A 26273-nucleotide genomic window follows, 5' to 3' on the forward strand; every position below is an offset into this window, starting at 1 on the left:
AAAAAATGAGTTATGAAAAAGTATGGGCTAACAATGAAAAATTAAATCAGACTGAGAAAAATAAATTGAAAAAAGATGGATTGGAAATCTTTAATGATATTCCTTACTATGCAGAGAATGGCTTCGAATCTATTCCGAAAGAAGAGTGGGACGCATTCAAATGGGCAGGGTTATATTTACAAAGACCGAAAGAAGCTGGATATTTTATGATGCGTGTAAATATTCCTTCAGGGATTATTACGAATGCACAGGCAGAAGTGCTTGCTTCTATCGCTGAGGATTATGGGCGTGACGTAATAGATATTACGACAAGACAGGCGATTCAGTTTCATTGGTTAGAAATTCATCAAATTCCAGATATTTTTAAAAGATTAGCAAGAGTTGGGTTATCTTCAGCGGGGGCGTGTGGTGATATAACGCGTAATATTACAGGGAATCCACTTGCTGGTATTGATGCAAATGAACTGTTTGATACAACGGGTATTGTGAAAGAGGTATATGATTATTTCCAACATAATGAAGAGTTTTCTAACTTACCGCGTAAATTTAAAATGTCTATTAGTTCTAACATTTATAATTCAGCAAACGCAGAGATTAACTGTGTTGCATTTACACCTGCTACGAAAGAAATAGATGGTGAGAAAAAAGTTGGTTTTCATATAAAAGTAGGCGGTGGATTATCAGCTCGTCCATATTTAGCTGATGAATTAGATGTATTCGTTTTACCAGAAGAAGTGAAGGGGGTAGCAATTGCGATTGCTACGATATTCCGTGATTTTGGATACCGCGAAAAACGTCATTTAGCCCGTTTGAAATTTCTAGTTGCAGACTGGGGAGCAGAGAAATTTAAAGAAAAACTAATAGAGTATATAGGACCATTGCAAAGTAAAGGAGAAAGTGCTCTCAAAGGATGGAATGCGGGATACTTTTATGGTGTTCAAGATCAAAAACAAGATGGACTAAAATATGTAGGTTTTAATGTGCCGGTAGGACGTCTACATGCAGAAGAAATGTTTGAGATTGCAAGAATTGCTAAGCAGTATGGAAATGGACAGATTCGTACATGTAATTCGCAAAACTTCATTATTCCGAATGTTCCGCCAGAAAATGTGACGGGTTTACTAAATGAGCCGTTGTTTGAAGCCATATCAGCAAGTCCAAAATCGTTTATTGGTCATGCAGTTTCCTGCACCGGTATTGAATATTGCAATCTTGCTTTAGTAGAAACGAAAGAAAGATTGCGAAAAATTGCCGAATACTTAGATACACAAATTGCACTCGATGTTCCGGTTCGTATTCATATGGTAGGGTGCCCGAATTCATGTGGTCAACGTCAAATTGCTGACATTGGATTACAAGGGGTGAAAATGAAAACGAAGGAAAAAGGAATTGTTGAAGCATTTGAAATATACGTAGGTGGAACATTGTTAGATGGCGGTGCTTACAATCAAAAGTTAAAAGGGAAAATAGATGGCGAGGATCTACCTGATGTACTTGCATCATTTATAAGCTATTTCAAAGAGAATAAATTACCAGCTGAAACGTTTTATGATTTTGTCGGCCGTGTTGGTATAGAGACATTACAAATAGCGTTAAATACTGTGTTAGAAGAAGTAATAGCGTCTTAGGAGGGACAATATGGATTTATATCGATTTGAAGCTGTGTTAGTAAATAGTATTGTTCCGATTGTTGTTGTTGCTCAAAGTGAAGAACAGGCATTTAATCTCGCGGAGATAGAGCTTGAAAAGCATTTTTTACCGTTACCAGAAGTAAAGGAGATTTCCCTATTTGAAAAAAAGAAGATTCGAAAAGGTGCAGCATTTGTTATTCATGAGTAGGGAAAAGGTAATACGAAATAATGAAAACTTCCATTCGTATATAAGGATGGAAGTTTCACTTTAATAGTAGAAATGAGGAGAGATGATGGGGAAGGTTTATATCGTTGGTGCAGGTCCTGGTGATCCAGAGTTAATTACTGTGAAAGGGTTGAAATGTATTGAGAAGGCAGACGTTATTTTATACGACCGTCTCGTGAATAAAGAGTTACTTTCATACGCAAAGCCTGAAGCAGATTTAATTTATTGCGGAAAACTACCAAATTATCACACGATGAAGCAAGAGACGATTAACACGTTTCTTATTAAATATGCGAAAAAGGGAAAAGTTGTAACGAGACTTAAGGGCGGCGATCCATTTGTATTTGGTAGAGGAGGAGAAGAAGCTGAAGCGTTAGCAAAGCAAGGTGTACCATTTGAAATCGTTCCTGGTATTTCAGCTGGAATAGCTGCTCCTGCTTATGCTGGCATTCCAGTGACACATCGTGATGCAAGTGCAAGTTTTGCTATTGTGACAGGGCATAGGAAAGAAGGTGCTGAAGAAGAAGTGAAGTGGGAAAATTTAGCGAAAGGTGTAGAGACTTTAGCTGTATATATGGGGGTTAGCAATTTACCCTACATATGTGAACAACTGATGAAGCATGGAAAAGACAAAAGTACACCTGCTGCTATTATTGAACGGGGAACGACATCAATGCAGCGCACAGTTGTTGGGACGTTAGGAACAATTGTGGATGTTGCAAAAAAAGAACAAATTCAAAATCCGAGCATGATTGTAATTGGAGAAGTGGTCCGTTTTAGAGAAAAAATCCATTGGTTTGAGAAACAGACAGAAAGTACCTATCAAGTAAGTGGAGTGTTATAAAATGAAAGCCATCTTATATATATGTCATGGAAGTCGTTTGAAAGCAGCTAAAGAAGAAGCGGTTGCATTTATAACGTCATGCATGAACCGTGTAGAGGCAAGTATTCAAGAAGTTTGTTTTTTAGAGTTAGCGAGTCCAACGATTGATGAAGGGTTCCGTACATGTGTGAAGCGTGGTGCTACAGAGATTATTGTTATTCCAGTTTTTTTATTAGCGGCAGGTCATGTGAAAAAAGATATACCGTTTGAATTGGAAAAGTTAAATAATCAATTTTCGAATGTTAAATTGACCTACGGTAACCCGTTTGGAGTATCAGAAACACTTGTGAAATCGGTGTATAGCGGAAGTGGCATTGAACAGGAAGATAAGAATGAAGTGACGCTACTTCTCGTTGCAAGAGGGAGTAGTGATCCTGAAGTATTAAGAGATATAAACTGGATTGCTTCTTTATTTCAACATGAAGAGAACATTAAAAAAGTAGAGGTTTGTTATTTAGCGGCTGCCGAGCCGAAATTTGAGGAGAAGTTAAAGGAAGTTGTTGAACGAAAAGAAAAGAATATCGTTGTACTGCCTTACTTATTATTTACAGGTTTACTTATGAAACATATTGAAAAAGAAGTGCGCCAATATGAGTCGGATGAGATAAAAATAAGTCCGTATTTAGGAAAGAATGAAGCGTTTCAATATATGTTAATTCAGAAAACGAAGAAATTATTGAAGGGAGATCAATATGTATCCACTTACAGTGCGAGTTGAGAAGAAACGTGTTGTTGTCATTGGTGGAGGAAAAGTCGCGGGATTCAAAATTATTCCTTTACTAAAACAAGGTGCGGATATAGTTGTGATAAGTCCTGAATTGGATGCGAATTTAGTGAAACTAGTGGAAGAAAAGCAAATTCGTTGGTATCAAAGGGAGTATGAAAAAAGTGATATTCAAGGTGCTTTTTTAGTTGTTGCAGCGAGTAGTGATGCCGTATTAAATGAACAAATTGCTGAAGATAGCACAGAGAATCAGTTAGTAAATGTTATTACGAACCCGGAAAGTGGCAATGTTCATTTTCCGGCGGCAATTCATCGTGGATTACTGAATGTGGCTGTTTCTACTGGAGGAGCAAGTCCGAAACTGGCAAAAAAAATTCGTGATGATATCGCAAATAAATATGATGAGGCGTATGGATCGTATCTTGATTTTTTATACGAAGTTAGAATAAAAGTGAAAGAATTACAAATAGAGAAAAGAGAGAGAAATATATTGTTGCAAGAAGTATTAAAGTCGATATATGTTCAAAATGAACAAAAAAGAGAATTGTTTTTACAAGAATTAGAGAGAAGAGTTCATATAGGATAATGAATAAATTGTACTTTACAACTATAAAAATATAATTTATAATCACAAGTAACTTCAATAAATGAAATCGATGAGCAAGAAGAGTATGTATATTTGATACGTTCAGAGAGCTGGGATAAGGTGGGAGCCCGGTACGATAAAATATACAGAATGGGCTTGCGAGAGGTATGTTGAACATTGTAGTAGGCAACCCGGGTTCCGCCGTTAAAAGGATAGAGTATCGGAGTTTTCCTGTACTTGAACAAGTGGGATTTATCAATCCAATTGAGGTGGTACCACGGTATTTACATTACATATATCGTCCTCTACATGCATATTTGCGTGTAGGGGACTTTTTTATTTTCTAAAGGAGGTGTGCGAGTATGAAATGAAAGTGTATAATTAACAAAAGTTTAAATATTCAGAAAAGGAGAATTTATGATGAAAGAAACACAGCAATGGACGTCGAAAATAGGCTTTGTACTCGCAGCAGCCGGAGCCGCAGTAGGTCTTGGTGCCATATGGAAATTTCCATATGTTGCAGGTAATGGTGGGGGAGGCGCATTCTTCCTTGTATTTTTACTATTAACTTTATTTATAGGTATGCCTTTACTATTAGCGGAGTTTGTTATTGGACGTAGCACTCAAAAAGAGGCGGTTACAGCTTATAAAGTACTAGTACCAAATAGTAAAGTATATCCTTGGATTGGTCGTATGGGAGTTGTAACTTGTTTTAGTGTACTCTCTTTTTATAGTGTTGTAGGTGGATGGATTTTACTGTATTTATACTATAGTATTACAGGAAGCTTCTGGAATGGTGTTGTTGATTACGGGAAATTGTTTGGTGAAACGATTTCAAATCCAGTAAGCGCGATTGGAGCGCAATTTATCTTCATGCTTTGCACTATTTTTGTTGTAAGTAAAGGTGTCGAGAAAGGAATAGAAAAAGCAAGTAAGTATATGATGCCGCTATTATTCATTTTATTTATTGCTATCATTATTCGTGCGTTAACACTTGATGGTGCTATGGCTGGGGTAGAGTTCTTCTTAAAACCAGATTTCTCAAAGCTGACAGCAGATACGATTTTATACGCGATGGGACAATCGTTCTTCTCACTAACAGTAGGTGCCTCAGTAATGGTCACGTATAGTTCGTACTTGAAGAAAGAAGAACATTTAGCGAAATCAGCAACATCTATTGTAAGTTTAACTGTTTTTGTTACAGTACTTGCAGGATTAGCAATTTTCCCAGCGATTTTCGCATTAGGCGTTAAGCCGACTGAAGGGCCAGGATTACTGTTTATCGTCCTTCCGGCAGTATTTGCAAAAATACCATTTGGACAATTTTTCTTTGTTATGTTTTTAATTTTATTCTTCTTTGCGACTTTAACATCAGCAATTTCAATGCTTGAAATTGTAGTAGCATCTGTTGCGAAAGGTAATGAGAAGAAGCGTCCGTCAGCATCATTATTAATTGGTATTCTTATTTTTGCAGTTGGAATCCCGTCAGCATTATCGTTTGGAATTATGAGTGATGTGAAAATATTTGGTAAGACATTCTTTGATTTCGTCGATTTTTCGGTAAGTAATGTATTACTGCCGCTCGGAGTACTAGCCATTTCGCTATTCGTACCAAATAAAATGAGTAAAGAGATGTTAATGAAAGAATTAGAAGTTACGGAAACGAAAGGGAAAACATTATTTAATATTTGGTTCTTCTTGCTTCGTTATGTTATTCCAGTAACTGTAATTATTGTATTTTTAAATGCGATAGGCGTATTTAAAATGTTTGCATAATAAAACGACGGAGAAATCTCCGTCGTTTTATTATGTAGTAGGTGTATTTAATAAACGATTATACGCTTTATAGGCTGTGACGACTGCGATAAATGATCCGATTAAAAATAATGCTGAGCCGCCAAATGTAAATATTCGGCCAATGTAAGTTTCTCTAGCTTCTTCTATTTTTTGTTGTAATTGTGTATTCATATGATTCACCTCATAAAATATAGGCATGTAGTTGTAGTCTATGTGGAATGCCTATAGTGTGTGAAGTGGAAATAAAAAAACTCGGTATGCACCGAGTTTTTTTATAATCCGATATAAGGAGATGGATCAACTGCATTTGTCTTGCCGACATTCCATTCTCCAAGGTGAAGTTCGAAGTGTAAATGTTGTCCATATGATTGGCCAGTGTTCCCCATAAATCCAAGTTGAGTGCCTTGTTTTACGGTTTGTCCATTTGATACAGAACGGCTACTCATATGAGCATATACTGTCGTATATGTTTTTCCGTTTATACGGTGAGATAAGTACACAACGTTTCCGTAACTAGATGATAATTCCGAGCGGATAACAACGCCATCAGCAGCGGCAATAATTGGAACGGTTCCTGAAGCTGCGATATCGATTCCCTTATGGTTATCTATAGAGCGCACGCCAAACCCAGAAGTTTTTGATCCAGCTGCCGGCTTAATAAACCCGCCAATATTTGTATCGTGTGGTGTTGGAGCTGCTTGAGCTGTTTGAGCAGATGTAGTAGCTTGTTTACGAGCTTCTTCTGCCTTGCGAGCTTCCTCAGCTTTACGAGCCTCTTCGGCACGCTTTTCTTCTTCAATTGCTTTTTGAACAGCTTGACGCTGGTTTTCTAAAATACCTTTGGATTCTTCTAATCCTTCAATCTCTGAATCTACTTTTGCTACTTTCGTATGTAGATCGCTAATAAAGCTTTGCTGCTGTTGTTGGTTATTTTGTAATTCTTGCTGTTTTTGTTCTAATTTTTGCTCGGATTCTTTTAATTGTTGCTCTTTTTTCTCAACAGCCTCTTTTTCAGTTGCTACAGCATTTTGGTCAGTTGTTTGCTTTTTCACAATATCTGTATCGTTGTTTAAAATTAAACTTACAGAGTACATATTATCAACAAGATCAGCAATATTTGTAGAATTTGTTAATACCTCTGTAATGATATTTGTACGAGGTTTTTCTTGCATAGATTGTAAACGTTGCTTAATAACTTCCTGACGCGTATCTATGTTTGTTTGTAATTGCTCTATATGTTTCTTTTTTTCAGCGATTACTTGTTGTGTTTTACTAATTTCTTTTTTTGTATCGTTTAATTCAGCTTCGTTTTTATTAATAGAAGTAGTTAGGTCGTCGATTTTCTTTTGTAATTCTTGAATTTCCTTTTCTATTTGTTCTTTCTCGGCTGATTTATTTTGTAAGTCATTTTGTTTTCCTTCTAATTCAGATTGAATATTAGATAATTTATCTTGATTCGTTTCAGCGTATGCGGGTGAAAGAAACGGAGAAACAAAAATCGTTCCTGCTGCTAAAACACTGAACGCTGCAAATTTCTTTTTCATGGTTGTCTGGCTCCTTTCCCTATGAATGTTATATATCATAAGAAGAAGAGTGTCTATCGTTGTAACCATAATGTAAAGAAAATTTTATAAAATTGCTAAGTTTTGTCGGAATTTATCATTTTTTAATGATAATTGTCATGTTGGATGCACTTTTTTATTCGTTCAACAAGGATGTATTTTTTGGATTTTATTGTAAAATAAAGGGAAAATATATTTGTTTTATATAGTAAAATAGTAGATAGGAATCCAATAAAACACTGATAAGGAATCGTTCTCATGTGAGGTTTTCTGACATGGGTTTTGTTTTTGTCAAGAAAATTATTTGCGTTCGGGCAAACTTATTTTGTTGTCAGATTTAAAATTTTGATTTATGATTTTTAACAGGGACAAAATGTAGTGAATTGTCGAATAATATGTAATACTCTTAATTTCATGTTTTTATAGAGATAGAATGAGAGATAGAGTGACACATCGAAGAGGGGGTTACAACAAATATGAAAAGAATAGGACTTGCATGGCAAATATTAATAGGACTTGCGCTTGGTATTGCAGTTGGGGCGATTTTCTTTGATAATCCAGCGGTTGTGAAATATTTACAACCAATTGGTGATATTTTCATCCGATTAATTAAAATGATCGTTGTACCAATTGTTGTAGCAAGTATTGTTGTTGGGGTTGCTGGTGTTGGTGATGTAAAAAAACTGGGCCGACTAGGCGGAAAAACAATTCTTTATTTTGAAATTATTACAACAATTGCAATTATTGTCGGTCTATTAATTGCGAATATTTTCCAACCAGGAAAAGGCGTAAATATGGATCAGTTAACGAAGACAGATATTTCGAAATATACACATACGACAGAGCAAGTGCAAAGTCATTCATTTGCAGATACATTTGTAAATATTGTTCCAACGAACATTATGAAGTCATTAGCTGACGGAGATATGCTTGCTATTATCTTCTTCTCTGTATTATTTGGTTTAGGTGTCGCAGCAATTGGTGAAAGAGGAAGACCGGTTCTTCAATTTTTCCAAGGTGTAGCTGATGCAATGTTTTACGTAACGAACCAGGTTATGAAATTTGCACCATTTGGTGTATTTGCGCTAATCGGTGTTACAGTTTCTACATTTGGTCTTGCGTCATTAATTCCATTAGGGAAATTACTAATTGTCGTATATGGGGCAATGATCTTCTTCGTTGTAGTTGTCTTAGGACTTACAGCGAAAATATTTGGAATTAACATTTTCCAATTCTTTAAGATTTTGAAAGACGAACTGATCTTAGCGTACTCTACAGCAAGTTCAGAAACAGTTTTACCGAAAATCATGGAGAAAATGGAGAAGTTCGGTTGTCCGAAAGCAATTACATCTTTCGTTATTCCGACAGGTTATTCATTTAACTTAGATGGATCAACTTTATATCAAGCAATTGCGGCTATTTTCTTAGCACAAATGTACGGTATTGATTTATCTATTACACAACAAATTACATTATTACTCGTATTAATGGTTACATCAAAAGGTATCGCAGGTGTACCAGGCGTATCATTCGTTGTATTATTAGCGACACTTGGTACAGTAGGTATTCCACCTGAAGGTTTAGCCTTCATCGCTGGTATTGACCGTATTTTAGATATGGCTCGTACAGCAGTTAACGTTGTAGGTAACTCTTTAGCAGCTGTAGTTATGTCTAAGTGGGAAGGTCAGTATGACGCTGAAAAAGGACAAGCTTATTTGAAAGAAATTTCTAATAAGCAAGCAGCTTAATTATAATTTGAACAAGCTCTCACATAATATGTGGGAGCTTTTCTATATAGAAGGGAAGCGGACGTAATGAAACGTAAGTATGGTGACGGTTCTTCGTGGAAGCGACTAATAGAGAAAAATTATAGGGTTAAGCAAGTAGAAGAGGGAATGCTAGGAATACTGGAAATAAAAAAGGTGAGAGAACCTAGTTGTAAAGAATATGATGGTGAAGAACTTTGTATTGCAGCGGATCAGTATACGTGGATTCAATATTTCATAAACGGGAAAAACTTTGCGATTACAGCTATGTTAGATGGTCAGAAAAAATTAGTGCAATATTATATCGATGTGGCGAAAGAATATGAAATAGACGACCGTGGTTTACCGTATTTTGATGATTTATATTTAGATGTAGTGTTATTACCGAATGGTAAGATGTATGTATTGGATGAAGATGAGCTAGAGGATGCTTATAAAAGTGGCGATGTTACAAAAGAAGAGTATGAGCTAGCTTGGTACACTACGAAATGGATAATAGCTGCAATAAAAAAGAGTGAATTTTATTGGATTGCAATATTGGAAAAAGAAATCAAAAAGTTAAAATGATTGTTGTATTCAAATTTTTGTATAATTACCAAAAAAATCTATACAAAAAATAATTGACTTTTGTTTTGTAAGCGAGTAAAGTTAGGGAAGAAATTATTATTAAAAAATAAATATGAAACCTTCTTATAAAGAGAGGCGGAGGGACTGGCCCTACGATGCCTCGGCAGCGGACTCGATTTCAGAGTGCTGTGCCAAATCCAGCAAGCATGTGCTTGAAAGATGAGAAGAGTGTTTCTTATAGATGTATAAGACCTCTTCTCATTGGAAGAGGTCTTTTGTTATTCATTAGAAAAAGGTTGAAACTAGGGAGAGATGGTACTTTGAAAGAAACGAGAGGAAATGGTTTGGCTTTATTACCACTTGGGATATTTTTGGCGCTATTTATTGGTTCTGGAATTATTACAGGTGATTTCTATAAATTGCCGATACTTGTAGCAATTTCAATTGCTGTAGGAGTCGCTTTAGCAATGAATCGTAAAGAAAGTTTTAATGTAAAAGTAGAACGATTCGCTAAAGGTGCAGGGAACCCGGATATTATGATTATGGTTCTGATTTTTGTACTGGCAGGAGCGTTTTCTGAAACAGCAAAAGGGATGGGTGGCGTTGATTCTACAGTTAATTTAGCGTTATCCATTTTACCGCAAGGATTTATTGTAGCTGGAATTTTTGTTATAGGGGCATTTATTTCATTAGCGATGGGAACTTCAATGGGAACAATTGCTGCATTAGCACCAATTGCTGTAGGTATTAGTGGACAAACTGATATCTCAATTGCACTTACGATGGCTACTGTTGTTGGTGGGGCGATGTTTGGTGATAATTTATCATTTATTTCAGATACAACAATCGCAGCTGTACGTTCACAAGGAACGGAAATGAAAGATAAGTTTAAAACGAACTTTTTAATTGTATTACCAGCAGCTATTATTACAATTGTACTATTAGTAATCGTTACTTTAGGAAGCGATACGCAGATTAAAGCGCATAGCTTTGACTGGATAAAGATTTTACCGTATGCAGGAGTACTTATTACAGCATTGCTTGGTTGGAATGTACTTATTGTGTTAACTGGTGGAACTGTACTATCCGGCGTTATAGGTCTTTTAGATGGAAGTTACACGTTAGAGAGTTTCTTTAAAAGTGTAACGACTGGAATGGGCGGTATGATGGAGTTAGTATTACTTGCTATTTTAATTGGCGGTATGGTCGAACTGATTCAATATAATGGTGGCATTCAATATTTAATGAATATTTTAACGCGTAACATTCGTTCAAAAAAAGGAGCAGAGTTCGGTATCGCTGGCTTAGTGAGTATGACGAATATGTGTACAGCAAATAATACGATTTCTATTATCTTTACAGGTCCGCTTGCGAAAAACATTGCAGATCAATATGAAATTGATCCTCGTAAATCAGCGAGTGTATTAGATCTTTTCTCATGCTGTGTGCAAGGATTAATTCCGTATGGTGCGCAAATGTTAACGGCAGCAGGATTTGCGGCGTTATCTCCGATTGAATTGTTACCATATGCGTTTTATCCGATTTTAGTTGGAGTATGTGGAATTATTTCTATATTAATTGGTTTCCCGAAGTTTTCTAAAGTAGCGGGAAAGAAAGAGTATCACAAAACAGCATAATTTAAAATGAAGTTTATGAATAATAACGAAAGCCGTACAGAGAATGTTCTCTGTACGGCTTTTTTTTGCGATAAAAGAGTGAATTATCCTATCCTACCGCATATTTTTACAAAAGGCTGAATGCAACTCAGTCTTAAGTCTGAGTCGAAAACGGTTCTTAAGCTCGTTATGGAAAAGTGAAAAAATAGTTAAGATAAGAGTATCAAATCGAAGGGAGGCAAGCACAAGATGAAACAATTTCTAGCGTTTATCGCGGCTGGTATTTTAGCTTTAATTGCTCTTGGCAGTCTTGCTGGTATTATAGGATTCGCAATTGGAGCAGGAGTTGTGTACTGGAGCTATAAATCATTTGTGCGAGCACAATCATTTTTTGGAAAGTTAGCTTGGGGTATTGTTGGTTTGATCGGCTTGTCCATCGCCCTTTCTCATTCCCCAGCATTAATCGGTATCGCAGCATTAGTAGTTTTATACTACGGATACCGTGAGTGGAAAAAAGAAAAAAATGTAGTTGTTGATTCTGCACCAGAAAGTTCTAAACCATATAGCAACTTTGAAGATGAGTGGAACAAGTTAATGAAAAACTAATAAAAAATTAATAAAAACCAAATTAAATTGATAAAGTAGAAGAGAGGAAGATTATAATGAAACAATCTTTATTCGGACGTGTACGCGATGCAATTTTAGCAGATTTTCATAATGTGTTAGATGAGAAAGAAAGGAAAAATCCAATCGCGATGTTAAATCAATATTTACGCGATAGTGAGCGTGAAATAACAAAAATTGAGAAGTTAATTGAGCGCCACAAAACATTAAAATCTAATTTCGCTCGTGAGCTTGAGCAAGCACGTTATTTCGTTAATAAAAGATCAAAGCAAGCGATCGTCGCTCAAGAAGCAGGCGAATTACAACTACATGAGCGTGCGTTACAAGAAGTAGCGTATTATGAAGGGCAAGTAACTCGATTAGAAGAAATGTATGCAGGTGTTGTAGAGCAAATTGATGAGTTAGAGCGTCGTCTTGCTGAGATGAAAAATAAATTAAAAGAAATGCACGCAAAACGTATGGAATTAATGGCACGTGAAAATATGGCACATGCAAATCGTCGTATGAATACAGCGATGCATAAAATGGATGAAAATAATCCGTTCTTACGCTTTGAAGAAATTGAAGATCATATTCGCGACTTAGAATCTCGTATAAATGAGGAGCATGAACGTGACACATTTGATATGAAGATTGCAAAGCTTGAGCGTGAAATGAAAGAGAAGAATGATGTATCGTTAACGAAAGAGTTAACAAAATAATAGTAGTATATTATAAAACAGGCTTATGATATAGTGATAGGAGAAAAGGTGTTGGAAAGCAATGCCTTTTCTTCTATGTATATGTAACAAGAAGGGGGGAGCTGAAATGAAGAAACAATTTTCAAAAACACAATTAATGGGGATGCTCCTCATCATATTTGGATTCGGTCTTTTTCTTGATATGATACTTGGACATTTTGAACCAGGTGGTCTCATTTTTGCATTTATTATGCTTATGTTTGGAAGGCATTATCGTAAGAAGAATCGTTACGTACGGGGAAATGTATTTTTATTTGTTGGTGGTATCGTATTTCTATTCTTCTTATTTTCATCAGCAGCATTTGTTCTTGTCGTATTTGCTTGTTTAGCTTTAATTGGTTATCAACTGATTCAACAAGGACATCAGCAAAAAGCAATGAAGGTTGAAATTAAAGAAAAAGGGATTATAGACGAAGAGAAGCAAATATATCGTACAGAACCATATTTAAAAAATATGTTTGTAGGGAATATACGAATGATGGATCATATTTATGAACTTGAGGATATTAATGTTCAATATGGCGCTTGTGATGTGGAAATAGATTTAACAACTGCTATGATTCCAGAAGGAGAAACGGTAATTGTTATCCGAGGTATCGTTGGTAATATTCGTTTATACGTGCCATATGATATTGAGTTGTCTTTAAATCATTCTGTTATTGTCGGACGTGTGCTCCTGCCAGGACATGAAGAGACAGGATTTAATTGTAATGTTACATTTAGAACAGAGCAGTATAAAGAAGCTCCTCGTCGTATTAAAATTATTTCTTCGCTTGTCGTAGGCGATACGGAAGTGAGGAAAGTATAATGAAGAAACAAAAAAATATTTCGTGGATGTATATTCGTTATTCTATGTTGTCTTCCGTTAGTATTGCACTCATTTGTACAATTGTATATGTATGGAAAAGCGAGCAACAAGTGTATGATTTATTATGGAAGGAATCCATCGCTTCTGTTCCAATTGGCTTGTTTATTATGACTACAAGTTTACTTATCGGGGGAATTGTAGGATATGCAATCGGTTACTATATAGAGCAGCGTATACAAGGATTAAATACTTTTCTATTTGAAGTGGAGCGAGGGAATTTTCCGAGCGATGTTTCGTTTACTGCAGATGATGAATTTCATGAAGTAGAACGAAAAGTAATCGGTCTTGCTCGTCGATTAGAGGAGCAAGCTGGACTCTTTCAAAAAGTAACGAATGAACGAGCTCATTGGAATGAAGAGATGAGACAAGAAGCGATATCCCAAGAAAGGCATCGATTGGCGAGGGAGCTGCATGATTCTGTAAGTCAGCAGCTTTTTGCAATGTCGATGATGATGTCGGCTATTAATGAACAAGTAGCTGAAATTCCAGAAACGACAAACAAGCAGTTGCAGCTCGTTGAAAATATGGTTGTAAATGCGCAATCAGAAATGAGAGCATTGCTTCTTCATTTACGGCCTGTACAATTAGAAGGTAAGAAACTGACACAAGGTATAGAGGAATTATTGACGGAATTATCGCGAAAGCAACATATGAAAATTGAATGGCTAATCGAGCCAATAGAATTGAAAAAAGGTGTAGAAGATCATTTATTTCGTATTGTGCAAGAAGCTTTATCCAATACTTTACGACATGCGAAAGCGAAGAAAACGGAAGTACGTCTTCGGAAAATTGATCAATATGCAATTCTAAAAATTATTGATGATGGCGTTGGATTTGAAGTCGGAGTGAATAAGGCTGGTTCATATGGTTTAAGATCAATGCAAGAGCGTGTTCATGAAATTGGTGGGACATTAAAAGTACTTAGTTTCCCCGCTAAAGGGACGCAAATAGAAGTAAAAGTACCGATTATGATTGAGAGAGGGGGAGAATCATGATAAAAGTGTTACTTGTCGATGATCATGAAATGGTTCGAATGGGTGTATCAGCTTATTTATCAACGCAGCCAGATATCGAAGTAGTTGGAGAAGCTGAAAATGGAAGAAAAGGTTCAGAGTTAGCACTGCAATTAAGACCAGATATTATTTTGATGGACCTTGTCATGGATGAGATGGATGGGGTTGAAGCAACACGTGCTATTATTCAGGAATGGCCAGAAGCGAAAATTGTAGTTGTAACGAGTTTTTTAGATGATGAGAAATTGTACCCTGTTATTGAGGCTGGAGCGACAAGTTATTTATTAAAAACATCAAGAGCAAGTGATATAGCAGACGCTGTACGAGCTACTTATGATGGAGAAACGGTATTAGAGCCAAAAGTTACTGGTAAAATGATGTCTCGTATGCGTCAGAAGAAAGAACAACCTTTGCATGAGGAGTTAACAGAAAGAGAGTCTGAAATTTTGTTATTAATTGCAGAGGGGAAAAGTAATCAAGAGATTGCAGATGAATTGTTTATTGCCCTCAAAACAGTAAAGACACATGTGAGTAATATTTTAAATAAGCTAAATGTAAGTGACCGGACACAGGCAGTTATTTATGCGTTTAGACATCAATTGACGAAATGATAAAGTGAAACTTTAATCAGTGGAGGGGCTATTCCACTGATTATTAGTTTACGCCAAATCTTTTTATTGACGTTAATGAATGTAAGCGTTATCATTGAGTTGTTAACAATACATACAAAGGGGAGAGAGTGTATGTTAGTTCAAACGATATTTGGCATGGATAAGTCTAAAAAATTAGGGGATTATGTGAACGCATTACAAGCGCTTTGTGAACAATATAATGTTGAAACAGATAAAATTGCAATTGTTGAGGCGACAGAAGAGTACTATTTATTTTTAGTAAAGCAAGAAGATTGCTACGATGTTGTCAAAGTAGAAACAGTGGATACAAATATCGAATATTATACGAAAGCATATAAAATAAGCAGTTTTAATCATACTGCTTATCAAAAGTAAAAAACTCCCTTTCGGGAGTTTTTTAGGATGCTTTTACTTCGCGGGAATCGGTTATTAAGGGAACTTTTTTCGCACCGCTTAACCTAGCGATTGTAAGGCCGATAATAGCCCCGGCTAATGCTGGTATTAGCCAGCCAATTCCTTCATTATATAAAGGGATAAATTCAAAATATGGTGTGATAAATGAAACTGAAATGCCACCTTGTTTTAATCCGTCAAATACGCTTACGATTGCTGCTCCAATTAAAGCACCTACATAAACAGAGCGATATCCACCGAAATATTTATGAAGTAACGATAGTAGAACGAGTACAATTGCAACTGGATATACAACAAGTAGAATTGGAACAGAGATGGCAATAATTTTCGTTAAACCTAAGTTGGCAACTAATAATCCTAATGCACAAATGATACTCGCGAACATTTTGTATGAAAATGTAGTCAATAATGTTGAGAAATATTGACTACACGCAGATACAAGTCCAACACAAGTTGTTAGACAAGCGAGTGTAACGATTAGAGATAATAGAAGTAAACCGTATGGACCGAATAATTGCTGTACGATAACAGTAAGTAATTGTCCGCCATTTTGTGCATATCCGAGCGAGACGCTAGTTGCACCGAGCCAGCCAAGTGCACCATATACAAGTACGAGACCAGTAGCGGCAATAAGTCCTGCTTTCGCTGTTGCGATGGCAATGGATTTACGATCCTTCACACCTTTAGAGCGAATGGCATTTACAACGATAATTCCAAATGCAAGCGCAGAAATGGTATCCATCGTTAAGTATCCTTCCATAAAGCCTTTGAAGATTGGAGAAGTTTGATACTCTTGCATTGCTGGTCCTGATTGCCCGAGTGGTGTAAATACACTTTTAACAAATAGTAAGAGAATAGAGAGTAATAAAATAGGTGTTAAAATATTTCCGATGCGATCGACAAGTTTAGATGGATTTAAACTAAGCCAAAATACGATAGCGAAGAAGACGACTGTGTATAAAAATAGTGCTAGGTTACTAGAACGAATTGTTTCTGGTAAGAAAGAACTAACACCCATTTCATAAGCGACATTTGCAACGCGTGGAATTCCCATAGAAGGACCGATTGCGATGTATACAATTACAGTAAAGAAAATTCCGAATAATGGGTGAACATGACTTGCGAGTTGTTGCATGCCGTTTCCTGATAAAGAAATTGCAATAACAGTTAATAATGGTAAACCGACTCCTGTTAGTAAAAATCCAATCATTGCCGGCCAAAAGTTTTCACCTGCATTTTGTCCAAGCATGGGAGGGAAAATTAAATTACCTGCCCCAAAAAATAAAGAAAATAGCATAAGACCCGTGAAAAAAATATGTTTTTTTGATACAGTGTTCATTGTTTTTCCTCCTTTTTTAAATTCATTTGTAAGAACACAAAAAACTCGTCCCTAAAGAAAGGGACGAGTTATATTTACCCGCGATACCACCCTAATTTATACATGTAGAAATGAGTCTATATGTATACGGCTTTACAACGTACAACATGATACGTGTTCCTTGTAACGGGGGACAGCCGGTAAGAACTTACTGTAACATTCGGTTCTACTTCTCGGAGATGATTTTCGGTTACGCACTGAACGTTGGCTTTCAGCAAATCGCCAACTCTCTGGGGGACAGTCCTATAACGTACTCGTTCTCGTCAATGAATTTTTATTCAAGTATTCTGACAGTATTGTCACATGTTTTTTTTTGAAAGTCAACATTTTTTTGAAAGATATATTTATATATGGGAATATCGAATGTGATATTCGTTATTGTAAAGGGAATGGTGAATTGTAAAACGGGAGTAAAAATTTGTAGAGAATTGTAAAACTTATAGAGAAAGTTGATATTTATAGGAGTAAAGAAGGTATTGTTTGAATTTACAGAGAATAATACAACAATCCACTTGCTGGAAAGAACAAACCAAAAGAGGTGACTGGAATGCTTGCGATGGGAGTATTATTTGGCATTATTGCTATAATTGGTTTTATGTGGTTATATTATTCGCGTTCGTTTAAACAAGCAGAAGTTTTACTCTTTCAAAAAGGTAGTTTGTTGACAAATCAGTCTAGATATTTAGTATGTCCGAAGTGTGGAAGTGCACAGGCCAGAAGTGGAGGATATCAAGAGTGTTGCAAAATTAGATTATGAAAGAAGGAAGCCTCACATTATGTTGTGAGGCTTCCTTCCTTACAATTTCATGGCGCTCCAAATTGTCCACCGATCTCTTTCGATAATAGGAGAGATACTTTGTAATGCGGTCTGGATCTGTTGTAGAAGTTGAGAAAGTTCATGATCTGTTAATTCATATAGAATAGATCGACCTGTTCGAGGTGATAAATCTTGTAGCAATGCTTCTACAGAATCATGTATTTTTCGTACTTCCCATTGTGTTTGAGAGGGGAACACGTGAAGAAAATGTTTTTGTAATTCTTGCTGTATCGTGATGGTTTTTGGCCGCCTTTTTGATTCTATTTCAATGAGTTTTGGAAAGGTAGAGAAAAAATATCCACGAATGTGTTCGGGGCTTCCAGGAATTGTACAATCTTCAATGGTTCGGTCTTGTACAATAAGTACACCGTTTTTCTTTAATATACGAGAAGCTTCACATAGAAATGTAGGAATGTCTTGTAAATGATGAATCAATGCGCGCGAAATAACAATGTCGAATGTATCATTAGGATGTGGGACGCTATGTGCATCACCGTGAATGAATGAAATATTTGGAAAGCCACTACAATTTTCTTTTGCAGCTTGTAATATTTCTTTTGAAAAATCAAGTCCAATGACATTTTTTGCCCCCATAAGAGCAAGTTCTTTCGTATAAATCCCGCCACCACAGCCGATATCAATTATTTGCTTGTTTTGTACATTTGTAATACTTTTTATCATTTCTCCCCAAGAAATATGGGCGTTTCGCTGTGCGTATGTGTATTTATTATTTGCATCGTGAAAATTAATGGACATGAAAAAGACCTCCTTTCAATACTTAGTATAGCGTATTTTATAGTGTGTCACGTTTTTGTTTTTTATATGAAAAGTATAAGAATTTCTTATTGTAAAAGGAGGATTAAGTTGAAAAGGAAATATGTATTGTTGTTATTTGCTATGTTACTAGCATCTTGTGGTCAAGTAGAGCAAAAAAAAGAAACAAAAAAAGTGGAAGAGACGGTGAATGAAGTGAAAGAAACGATAGGGGTAACCGTTATACAAAAAAAACATAAAGAGAAAAAGTTACAGGAATCAGAAGCTAAGTTAGTAATAGACATTATAGATAAAGCGGAAAAACAAGAAGTAACAGGTAGTTTTGGTGAACCGGAATATGAAATACAAATTAATAGGGGTGGAAAAAAAGAAACATATTATGCATGGCTAAGAGGAGAAGACAGAAGAGGATGGATACAATATAAAAAAGCTATGTATATGCTGAATAAAAAAGATACAGAAAAGCTTTTGGCTATATTTCCAAATGCTTCAGAACAAAAAGAAGATGAGATGCAGGTAGGTCCTTTAACGGAAGTAACAAAAAAAGATTTGCAGATTACTGCGTTTCATATTAAAGCAGGCGATCAAAAAGTGAATTATACGGTGCGGTATACGATTTCACAATCACTATACAACAAGTTAGAGAAGGAACAAGAGTATTATTTACAAGTCGTTTTCCCAGAAAAAGTTCAAAAATTAATTGGAGCTAAAGAGAGTGAAAAAATTCCAGGTGAAAAGGTAAAGGAAGGGTATAAACAATATGAATTGCATGCTACTGTTCCGGTAAAAGATGCTTCAGAATCACAATTAAAGTCATTAGAAACATATTATGAAAATTATGATTTGAAAATATTAAATAGCAAAAAAGAAAAAATAGGTTTTTTTCAAAATATCATTCAAATTGTTAAAGAGTATGGTGAAAAAATGGATTTACAAAGATAAAATAAAACTTTAATTAGCCCTTACGGATCGGGATGAAGGTAATTAGTAAAGTTTATATGGCCTTTCCTAGGAAATGATAATAGAGAGGGGGAAAAACCCCCTCTCTATTACTTTGCTTTTGCAGATGGCTCATTCATTGATTTTCGTGTAATAAGAAAAGAAATCATAAGAGCGGAAAGGATGACAAGGGCAATAAATACGTGATTGGGCAACAAATCTAATAATAATACGTAACTAACGGTATAAAAAATAAGAGTTGAAGCTAAAAACGATAGAGCGCCTATTATGAGAGATTGTAAATTCATTTGCAAACACCTCCTTATATTTATATTTATATTTTTGGCTAAAAATGGATTAAATAAACATTATTTCTAACGATAGAAAAAAATATGTCATAATAGAGAAAAGAATAGTTTTGATGAATAAATATGATTCATTAATGAGAGATAAAGGAGAGGAATATGAAAAATAATAAAAAAGGATTATGGGGAATTATTGTTGCAATAGGGCTATTTTTACTTTCTAAGTTAAAGTGGGTATTTGCAATTTTTAAACTAGCAAAGTTTTCAACGGTATTTAGTATGTTTCTATCACTTGGTGCATACGCGGTTATATATGGTTGGAAATTTGGGGTAGCGCTCATTTATTTGTTGTTTATTCATGAAATGGGCCATTTATGGGCTGCGAAAAGAAAAGGTATACCAACATCGCCAGCAATATTTATTCCATTTATGGGCGCTCTTATTGGGATGAAAGAGATGCCGAAAAATGCAAAAGATGAAGCTTACATCGCCTTCATGGGACCTCTTTTCGGATTGTTGTCATTTTTACCTGCGATTCCACTTTATATAATAACGAAAGAGCCATTTTGGGCATTAATTATTTTACTTGGAAGTATGATTAACTTCTTTAACTTGATTCCGGTTTCTCCATTAGATGGTGGACGAATTATCTCAGTTGTAAGTACAAAGATTTGGGGAGCGGGTCTTATTGTATTGCTCGGTTATGCCATTTACTTTAAAAGTATTTTGGGAGGATTTATTTTTATTATCGGCTGTATGGAATTATATAGAGTAATAAAGAGAGATGAGCCAATTAAGGAATTAGGATATAGAATTGATGGAATGAAAGAATACGTTGCAAGACTTGAAGAGGAGTTAAAAGAAACAGGTGCGGTGCATCGAAATATATATATGATGCAACATGAAATAAATATATTAAGGCAAAAAGAAAGAGAGAAGGAATTAAAAGTAGGAGAACTTCAAAAGATTGAAGTGTTAGAGCATCTTTTACCAAAGTTTGAGCCGCTTGATTACGTTCCATATGAAGATGAAAAAGAAACGCATACAATTCATATAAGAGAAGCATTTGAAATGTCAGAAAGAAAATTACAGGAATGGGAGACAGAAAAGAGACAACAGGAAAACTATTATAAAGTTGATATGAAAACAAAATGGACAGTCTTTGCTTGTTATATCGGATTAATGGCTATACTCGGTTACACAGCTTATGAAGGGTACATTGTTTTACAAGAACATTTACCAACGAGAAATGTATAGAAAAATATTGTCGAAATGATAGGAAGCATTTATACAGGAATTATATTTCTAAGAGAGAATGTTACAAGTATAGTCATACATTGTAATATCTTTAGTAGAGAAGGAGTTCTGTATATGAAGAAATTGTTAATTGTATTCGGGATTATTATCGTAATGATCATTGCGAGCTATAGTCTTATGAAATTGCTATTACATTATGCGAATAAGCCTGCTGAGGTAAGTACAATAGCTCAAATAGAAGATGCGCAAGAAGAGACAAAAGTGCTAGATTTTATTCGTATGACGCATGAAAGTTATAATAATTTCTTAAATTACGGTAAAGCAGAGAATTATACAGAAGGGGACTGGAACCAATTTAAACAATGGTTTCAACAACAAGAATCGTCTTTAAAAAATATACATACAGAAATAAAGAATGAAAAAATAAAACGTGATGTAAATAGAAGCTATGAAATTGTAAAAAAAGGTGTGGAACTTCAAAATATTGAGTATGTAGTTTATGCACATCGTGTATACCATGACTTAGATATTATTGTAAATAAATATAGAGGTGAAACGAACATCTGGGGGTATACAGAGTTTGGAGATGGAAAAGATATAAGGGTAATTGAACAAGCTATACAGTCCAAATAATAAGCTAGCTAGAATTCTAGTTGGCTTATTTTCTTTTGTAAGTGCAATGTTCATATATTATTCACAAAAACACCGTGTTAATAGTGATTAAAATCACAATATGTACTATACAATTCAGTTAAACTAAAAACAGTTAAGGAAATAGAGGAGTGGGATACAATGTTAAGTGCAAAAACAATTGAAATCGTAAAGTCAACAGTACCATTATTACAAGAAAAAGGCGTTGAAATTACAACGAGATTTTATCAAATTTTATTTTCGGAACATCCGGAGTTATTGAATATTTTCAACCATACAAATCAGAAAAAGGGAAGACAACAACAAGCGCTAGCGAATGCTGTTTATGCAGCTGCAACGTATATTGATAATTTAGAAGCTATTATTCCGGTTGTAAAACAAATTGGTCATAAGCATAGAAGTTTAGGTATTAAAGCAGAGCATTACCCGATTGTAGGTACATGTTTACTACGTGCAATTAAAGAGGTTGCAGGTGCACCTGATGAAGTTTTAAATGCATGGGGAGAAGCTTATGGTGTCATTGCTGATGCATTCATTAGCATTGAAGCAGAGATGTATGAAGAAGCGGCACATAAAGAAGGTGGATGGAAAGATTTCCGTAACTTTGTGGTTGTTAAAAAAGTGAAGGAAAGCGACGTAATTACATCATTTTATTTAAAACCTGAAGATGGTGGGCAAGTTTCTTCATTCATCCCAGGACAATATGTAACGATTCAAATAAATATAGAAGGTGAAACGTATACACATAATCGTCAATATAGTTTATCAGATGCTCCTGGAAAAGAATATTATCGTATTAGTGTAAAGAAAGAAAAAGGTGTAGATACACCGGACGGTAAAGTATCTAACTACTTACACGATCATGTAGAAGAAGGGGATATGTTACCAGTAAGTGCACCAGCAGGAGATTTCGTATTAAATATGGATTCAACATTACCAGTTGTGCTAATTAGTGGTGGAGTAGGTATTACACCAATGATGAGTATGCTAAATACGTTAATTGAACAAAACTCAAAACGTAATGTATGTTTTGTTCATGCAGCGATAAATAGTAATACACATGCAATGAAAGAACACGTTGAGGCAGTAGATAATGAATACGAACAAGTTAAAGCATACACTTGCTATTCTGCACCAACTGAAAAAGATTTGGAAATGAAGAACTTTGATAAAGAAGGTTTCATTGAAGCTGAATGGTTACAAACTATTATTCCGACAACTGAAGCAGAATTTTATTTCTGTGGTCCCGTACCATTTATGAAGCATATAAATGCTGCACTAACTAATTTAGGTGTGGAACAAGAGCATATTCATTATGAATTTTTCGGTCCAGCAGCAAGCTTACAATAGATGAAGTTTGAAATAAGTAAAAAACGAGGTATTATTTTACCTCGTTTTTTATTTGTTCTCGTAACAGCCGATTTACCGTTTCACGGCGTATACCTATGAGTTGACCGATTTCAGTTTGTGTTAATATTTCATATATAGGAATGTCACCTAAATATAGTGTGAACCATTCTTGTAAACGATGTAGACGTTCTTTCGGAGAGACGGTTGTCAATTGATCGATACGCTGTTGCATCATTCTTAATTTTGATTGTAGTTGCATAGCAATATTTGCATATGATGCAGGATTTGCCTGAAGTTGATCGTACCATTCATTACTAATTATAGGTTCAACTTCTGTTTTCATTAAAGCGATTGCTGTACCGTGATATTCCTTCGGTGAAATTAAAGAATGGTGAGGTATCGTTTCACCTGGAACGATAATGTTGAATAGAAATGGTGTTCCATCTTCTTCTATCCGTACTACTTTTAATAAACCTGTTTTTATAAAATATAAAGGACCGTCCTCGCCTTGACGGAATAGTACATCTCCTTTGTGTAGAATCAATGTTAGCCCCCCATTTAAACATTTCTATTTCTTCTATTTTAGCGTATATGTATAAAGACAATATGCTTTTAAATAGCAATTTCATTGACGAAATATATGCTATTACAGTAGTATACTATTTAGTGTGTAATAGTACTAGCAATGAATACGCTGTAGGGGGTTTAGTATATTGTTAGATGCGATAAAAATGACGGATATGAGAATTCCGGCGAATGCTATCATTCATGTAGAAGAGATGAAAGGTGGAGTCGTGTTATCCGTTGAAGTAGACGGCCAAATTATTTATACGATGGCTTATGATGAAGAAACAGATAGTTATGCTGAATTATATGATCGAAACGATAAGAGGGCGTGCCAAGTACATGAGGATTTTATGGGATGGTCACTTCTTCACTAAAAAAGATGTCAATATGACATCTTTTTTTATTAAAACGATAGAATATACAAAGAAATGAAATATAAGGATAAAATTTGTAATAAATGATTTTGCATTGTTAGCACTTTGTAACTGCAAGTGAATTATTTTTTCGCTATCATAAAGATAACAGTCGCAGTTATAGGAGTGGTCAACTTGAAGAAAGTACATATTTCCAATTATATGTTATTATGTGTTTGTTTAATTTTATTTGTTCTCTTAGGAGGATTTTTATATTCATGTGTATAAGAAAAACGCATTCTAAAAAGAACGCGTTATAAAAAAGAAGTAATGATTAATCTAGTTCCGAGAATAATTAATGTGATACGTAATAAATTAATTACGGCATTACCACTTAATTTTGTATTAATATAAGCCCCGATTTTCCCGCCAATCCATGCACCAGGAATAAGAATTAATGCGTAAACCCAGCTGACATTTCCAAGGGAGATGTGAGTTGCAGAACTTACAATTGCTGATAAAAATACGATAAACATCGAAGTTGCTACAGCAATATGTGCTGGGAATGCAAAAAGTAGCATCATTGCTGGAACAAGTAAGGCACCGCCGCCAATTCCAAATAATCCAGATATAAAACCAACTATAAAGGCGATAAAGATTGCGAGAAGCGGTGGAAATTGATAGTGTACAGTGTTTCCTTCGTTATCTGTAAAAGAACGCTTAATTACCGTCATATTTGATAAAGAAAGGGGGTTTAATTTGTCTCGTAACATAAGAAGAATGGAGACAAAAATAAGGAAAATCCCAAAATATAAAGAAAATGTATCTTGGTTTAAAAATTTGTTTGCCCACGAGCCGATGATACCACCAGGGCCACTCCCGATAAATAAAATAAGTCCACTTTTGTAATCTACTCGTTTATGCTTCATATAAGTAAGGGTGGAAGATAGTCCTGTAAAAACGACTGTTACCATTGAAGTTCCTACTGCAAGTTGTGGTGATAGACTGTGTAATCCGATTAATAACGGAACAATAATAATTCCGCCACCAAGCCCGACTAGACTCCCGACTGTCCCGGCGATTAACCCGATGAAAAGTAACATGATGTATTCCATAATTGCCAACTCCTCTATATAACTTATCCACCAATTATTATACACGCTTTTTAATAAGAAAAAGGTTTGTTCACAAAAAAGTCGTCTTCCTAGAAAAATAAGGAAGACGACTTTTAATTAAAAGATTAAGTGTAATAAAGCGAAAAATAATGCAGCTAACGAAGCTGAAATAGGAAGTGTAATAACCCATGTAATTAACATGCGTTTTGCAGTTCCCCATTTTACACCTTTCACACGATGTGAAGCACCAACCCCTAAAATAGAAGAAGAGATAACGTGCGTTGTACTAACCGGTAAGTGAATGAATGTTGCGCCGAAAATAACAAGTGATGATGATAAATCAGCAGCTACACCATTTACAGGACGAATTTTCATAATTTGTCCACCGACAGTTTTAATAATTTTCCATCCGCCAACAGAAGTACCAAGACCCATTGCGATTGCACAACATAATTGTACCCAGGACGGGATGTCGTCAGAAGTATGATAGTTATTGGCCATAAGAGCCATCGTAATGATTCCCATTGCTTTTTGTGCATCATTCGTACCATGTGTATAAGCTTGTAATGCTGCAGTGAAAATTTGGAATAAACGGAAGTTTTTGTTCGTTTTCGTTAAATTAAAGTTTTTAAAGACCACTTTAAAAATACTGTATACGATATAACCAATAACAAAAGCGATAATCGGTGAAATGATTAAAGCTTCAAGAATTTTTATGAACCCTTTAAGATTTAACGAGCTAATACCGGCAGCAGCGATAGCTGCACCTGCGATAGAGCCGATAATTGCATGCGAAGAACTACTTGGAATACCGTAGTACCAAGTAATTAAATTCCAAGCTATTGCCGCAAGCAAAGCAGCTAAAATTACAAGAGAACCATTTTGCAAGGCAAATGGATCAACGATATCTTTTGTAATCGTTTTTGCTACACCTGTAAATGTCATCGCACCTAAAAAGTTCATAATAGCTGCCATAATAATTGCATGTCTAGGCTTTAGAGCTTTCGTTGAAACAGCCGTTGCAATAGCGTTTGCTGTATCGTGAAATCCATTGATAAAGTCAAAAGCTAAAGCGCAAATGACTACTAAAACGGTCAGTATCAAGAGTGTATCCATGA

Annotated in this window: 29 protein-coding genes, 1 riboswitch and 2 other annotated features; of the genes, 21 read left to right on the top strand and 8 right to left on the bottom strand. The window is 35.3% G+C overall.

Annotation, left to right across the window (positions count from 1 at the left end):
- The first annotated feature begins 5 nt into the window (after nucleotides 1-5).
- The 6 genes from QCI41_RS25790 (at nucleotide 6) to QCI41_RS25815 (ending at nucleotide 5826) form a co-directional block, all read left to right on the top strand.
- Nucleotides 6-1628, top strand: a complete 1623-nt coding sequence (locus QCI41_RS25790) for a nitrite/sulfite reductase (protein WP_353836324.1) — start codon at nucleotides 6-8, stop codon at nucleotides 1626-1628.
- Nucleotides 1629-1638: 10 nt separating this feature from the next.
- Nucleotides 1639-1839, top strand: a complete 201-nt coding sequence (locus QCI41_RS25795; protein ID WP_353836323.1) for a DUF3906 family protein — start codon at nucleotides 1639-1641, stop codon at nucleotides 1837-1839.
- Nucleotides 1840-1924: 85 nt separating this feature from the next.
- Nucleotides 1925-2701, top strand: coding sequence for a uroporphyrinogen-III C-methyltransferase (gene cobA, locus QCI41_RS25800; protein WP_046955250.1), 777 nt, complete (start codon nucleotides 1925-1927; stop codon nucleotides 2699-2701).
- 1 nt (nucleotide 2702) lies between these two features.
- Complete coding sequence (locus QCI41_RS25805; protein ID WP_353836322.1) at nucleotides 2703-3458, top strand: sirohydrochlorin chelatase; 756 nt, start codon at nucleotides 2703-2705, stop codon at nucleotides 3456-3458.
- The gene (locus QCI41_RS25810; protein WP_000283336.1) at nucleotides 3433-4050 is read left to right on the top strand and encodes an NAD(P)-binding protein; all 618 of its coding nucleotides are present in this window, start codon (nucleotides 3433-3435) and stop codon (nucleotides 4048-4050) included. Before QCI41_RS25805 ends, QCI41_RS25810 begins: the two co-directional genes overlap by 26 nt.
- A gap of 61 nt (nucleotides 4051-4111) precedes the next feature.
- Nucleotides 4112-4359, top strand: a binding site (T-box leader).
- A 111-nt stretch (nucleotides 4360-4470) separates the two neighbouring features.
- Nucleotides 4471-5826, top strand: coding sequence for a sodium-dependent transporter (locus QCI41_RS25815; RefSeq protein ID WP_048561376.1), 1356 nt, complete (start codon nucleotides 4471-4473; stop codon nucleotides 5824-5826).
- 30 nt (nucleotides 5827-5856) lie between these two features.
- Here QCI41_RS25815 and QCI41_RS25820 read toward each other — a convergent pair whose 3' ends face one another.
- On the bottom strand, nucleotides 5857-6018 hold the full coding sequence (locus QCI41_RS25820; protein WP_165502242.1) for a hypothetical protein: 162 nt from the start codon (nucleotides 6016-6018) through the stop codon (nucleotides 5857-5859).
- A gap of 101 nt (nucleotides 6019-6119) precedes the next feature.
- Entirely contained in the window at nucleotides 6120-7391 is a 1272-nt protein-coding gene (locus tag QCI41_RS25825; RefSeq protein WP_048561375.1) for a murein hydrolase activator EnvC family protein, read from the bottom strand.
- Nucleotides 7392-7885: 494 nt separating this feature from the next.
- On the opposite strand from QCI41_RS25825, the gene gltP reads away from it, so the two are divergent.
- From gltP to QCI41_RS25870, 9 genes are all read left to right on the top strand, one after another.
- A complete protein-coding gene (gltP, locus tag QCI41_RS25830) occupies nucleotides 7886-9157 on the top strand; it encodes a glutamate/aspartate:proton symporter GltP (protein WP_000821129.1) in 1272 nt (423 codons plus the stop codon).
- Nucleotides 9158-9223: 66 nt separating this feature from the next.
- Nucleotides 9224-9742, top strand: coding sequence for a ribonuclease FAU-1 family protein (locus QCI41_RS25835; protein ID WP_353836321.1), 519 nt, complete (start codon nucleotides 9224-9226; stop codon nucleotides 9740-9742).
- A 120-nt stretch (nucleotides 9743-9862) separates the two neighbouring features.
- Nucleotides 9863-9968: riboswitch (SAM riboswitch) on the top strand.
- A 94-nt stretch (nucleotides 9969-10062) separates the two neighbouring features.
- A complete protein-coding gene (locus tag QCI41_RS25840; RefSeq protein WP_353836320.1) occupies nucleotides 10063-11379 on the top strand; it encodes a Na+/H+ antiporter NhaC family protein in 1317 nt (438 codons plus the stop codon).
- A 228-nt stretch (nucleotides 11380-11607) separates the two neighbouring features.
- Nucleotides 11608-11964 (top strand): lmo0954 family membrane protein, encoded by a 357-nt coding sequence (locus QCI41_RS25845; RefSeq protein WP_000808634.1) that lies wholly within the window; start codon nucleotides 11608-11610, stop codon nucleotides 11962-11964.
- Between the two features lie 56 nt (nucleotides 11965-12020).
- Entirely contained in the window at nucleotides 12021-12683 is a 663-nt protein-coding gene (locus tag QCI41_RS25850) for a PspA/IM30 family protein (RefSeq protein ID WP_353836319.1), read from the top strand.
- 106 nt (nucleotides 12684-12789) lie between these two features.
- Nucleotides 12790-13530, top strand: coding sequence for a cell wall-active antibiotics response protein LiaF (gene liaF / locus QCI41_RS25855; protein WP_353836318.1), 741 nt, complete (start codon nucleotides 12790-12792; stop codon nucleotides 13528-13530).
- Nucleotides 13530-14585 carry a sensor histidine kinase gene (locus tag QCI41_RS25860; RefSeq protein WP_000744323.1) on the top strand — a complete coding sequence of 352 codons (1056 nt, stop codon included), beginning with the start codon at nucleotides 13530-13532 and terminating at the stop codon, nucleotides 14583-14585. The genes liaF and QCI41_RS25860 overlap by 1 nt, the downstream gene beginning before the upstream one ends.
- Nucleotides 14582-15214 carry a response regulator gene (locus QCI41_RS25865; protein ID WP_000598709.1) on the top strand — a complete coding sequence of 211 codons (633 nt, stop codon included), beginning with the start codon at nucleotides 14582-14584 and terminating at the stop codon, nucleotides 15212-15214. Before QCI41_RS25860 ends, QCI41_RS25865 begins: the two co-directional genes overlap by 4 nt.
- Nucleotides 15215-15289: 75 nt before the next feature.
- Nucleotides 15290-15610 (top strand): DUF3922 domain-containing protein, encoded by a 321-nt coding sequence (locus QCI41_RS25870; RefSeq protein ID WP_113732318.1) that lies wholly within the window; start codon nucleotides 15290-15292, stop codon nucleotides 15608-15610.
- Nucleotides 15611-15632: 22 nt separating this feature from the next.
- On the opposite strand, the gene brnQ3 is transcribed toward QCI41_RS25870, so the two are convergent.
- The gene (brnQ3, locus tag QCI41_RS25875; protein WP_353836317.1) at nucleotides 15633-16988 is read right to left on the bottom strand and encodes a branched-chain amino acid transport system II carrier protein BrnQ3; all 1356 of its coding nucleotides are present in this window, start codon (nucleotides 16986-16988) and stop codon (nucleotides 15633-15635) included.
- Nucleotides 16989-17044: 56 nt separating this feature from the next.
- Nucleotides 17045-17303: a binding site (T-box leader), on the bottom strand.
- Between the two features lie 271 nt (nucleotides 17304-17574).
- Between brnQ3 and QCI41_RS25880 the strand changes: the two genes are divergently transcribed.
- The gene (locus tag QCI41_RS25880; RefSeq protein WP_000880630.1) at nucleotides 17575-17784 is read left to right on the top strand and encodes a hypothetical protein; all 210 of its coding nucleotides are present in this window, start codon (nucleotides 17575-17577) and stop codon (nucleotides 17782-17784) included.
- A gap of 39 nt (nucleotides 17785-17823) precedes the next feature.
- Here the strand turns inward: QCI41_RS25880 and QCI41_RS25885 are convergent, their stop codons facing one another.
- The gene (locus QCI41_RS25885; protein WP_353836316.1) at nucleotides 17824-18600 is read right to left on the bottom strand and encodes a class I SAM-dependent methyltransferase; all 777 of its coding nucleotides are present in this window, start codon (nucleotides 18598-18600) and stop codon (nucleotides 17824-17826) included.
- Between the two features lie 108 nt (nucleotides 18601-18708).
- Between QCI41_RS25885 and QCI41_RS25890 the strand changes: the two genes are divergently transcribed.
- Entirely contained in the window at nucleotides 18709-19560 is an 852-nt protein-coding gene (locus QCI41_RS25890; protein WP_353836315.1) for a YhfM domain-containing protein, read from the top strand.
- Nucleotides 19561-19667: 107 nt separating this feature from the next.
- Here the strand turns inward: QCI41_RS25890 and QCI41_RS25895 are convergent, their stop codons facing one another.
- Complete coding sequence (locus tag QCI41_RS25895) at nucleotides 19668-19865, bottom strand: hypothetical protein (protein WP_001053356.1); 198 nt, start codon at nucleotides 19863-19865, stop codon at nucleotides 19668-19670.
- A 156-nt stretch (nucleotides 19866-20021) separates the two neighbouring features.
- Here QCI41_RS25895 and QCI41_RS25900 point away from each other — a divergent pair, with 156 nt between their 5' ends.
- The 3 genes from QCI41_RS25900 to hmpA all read left to right on the top strand — a co-directional run bounded on the left by QCI41_RS25900 (nucleotide 20022) and on the right by hmpA (nucleotide 23120).
- Nucleotides 20022-21119 (top strand): site-2 protease family protein, encoded by a 1098-nt coding sequence (locus QCI41_RS25900; protein WP_075308733.1) that lies wholly within the window; start codon nucleotides 20022-20024, stop codon nucleotides 21117-21119.
- A gap of 114 nt (nucleotides 21120-21233) precedes the next feature.
- The gene (locus QCI41_RS25905; protein WP_000734812.1) at nucleotides 21234-21752 is read left to right on the top strand and encodes a hypothetical protein; all 519 of its coding nucleotides are present in this window, start codon (nucleotides 21234-21236) and stop codon (nucleotides 21750-21752) included.
- Between the two features lie 159 nt (nucleotides 21753-21911).
- Complete coding sequence (gene hmpA / locus QCI41_RS25910; protein WP_046955239.1) at nucleotides 21912-23120, top strand: NO-inducible flavohemoprotein; 1209 nt, start codon at nucleotides 21912-21914, stop codon at nucleotides 23118-23120.
- Nucleotides 23121-23151: 31 nt separating this feature from the next.
- Here the strand turns inward: hmpA and QCI41_RS25915 are convergent, their stop codons facing one another.
- The gene (locus QCI41_RS25915; RefSeq protein ID WP_000600574.1) at nucleotides 23152-23664 is read right to left on the bottom strand and encodes a Crp/Fnr family transcriptional regulator; all 513 of its coding nucleotides are present in this window, start codon (nucleotides 23662-23664) and stop codon (nucleotides 23152-23154) included.
- A 169-nt stretch (nucleotides 23665-23833) separates the two neighbouring features.
- Between QCI41_RS25915 and QCI41_RS25920 the strand changes: the two genes are divergently transcribed.
- Nucleotides 23834-24061 (top strand): hypothetical protein, encoded by a 228-nt coding sequence (locus QCI41_RS25920; protein WP_000882907.1) that lies wholly within the window; start codon nucleotides 23834-23836, stop codon nucleotides 24059-24061.
- 293 nt (nucleotides 24062-24354) lie between these two features.
- On the opposite strand, the gene QCI41_RS25925 is transcribed toward QCI41_RS25920, so the two are convergent.
- Together QCI41_RS25925 and QCI41_RS25930 are read right to left on the bottom strand one after the other, a co-directional pair.
- Nucleotides 24355-25155, bottom strand: coding sequence for a sulfite exporter TauE/SafE family protein (locus tag QCI41_RS25925; RefSeq protein WP_000455764.1), 801 nt, complete (start codon nucleotides 25153-25155; stop codon nucleotides 24355-24357).
- A 117-nt stretch (nucleotides 25156-25272) separates the two neighbouring features.
- Nucleotides 25273-26271, bottom strand: coding sequence for an inorganic phosphate transporter (locus QCI41_RS25930; protein WP_353836314.1), 999 nt, complete (start codon nucleotides 26269-26271; stop codon nucleotides 25273-25275).
- Nucleotides 26272-26273: the final 2 nt, after the last annotated feature.

Source organism: Bacillus cereus group sp. MG4 (genome assembly GCF_040460055.1).
In the GTDB taxonomy this organism is placed as follows: domain Bacteria; phylum Bacillota; class Bacilli; order Bacillales; family Bacillaceae_G; genus Bacillus_A; species Bacillus_A wiedmannii.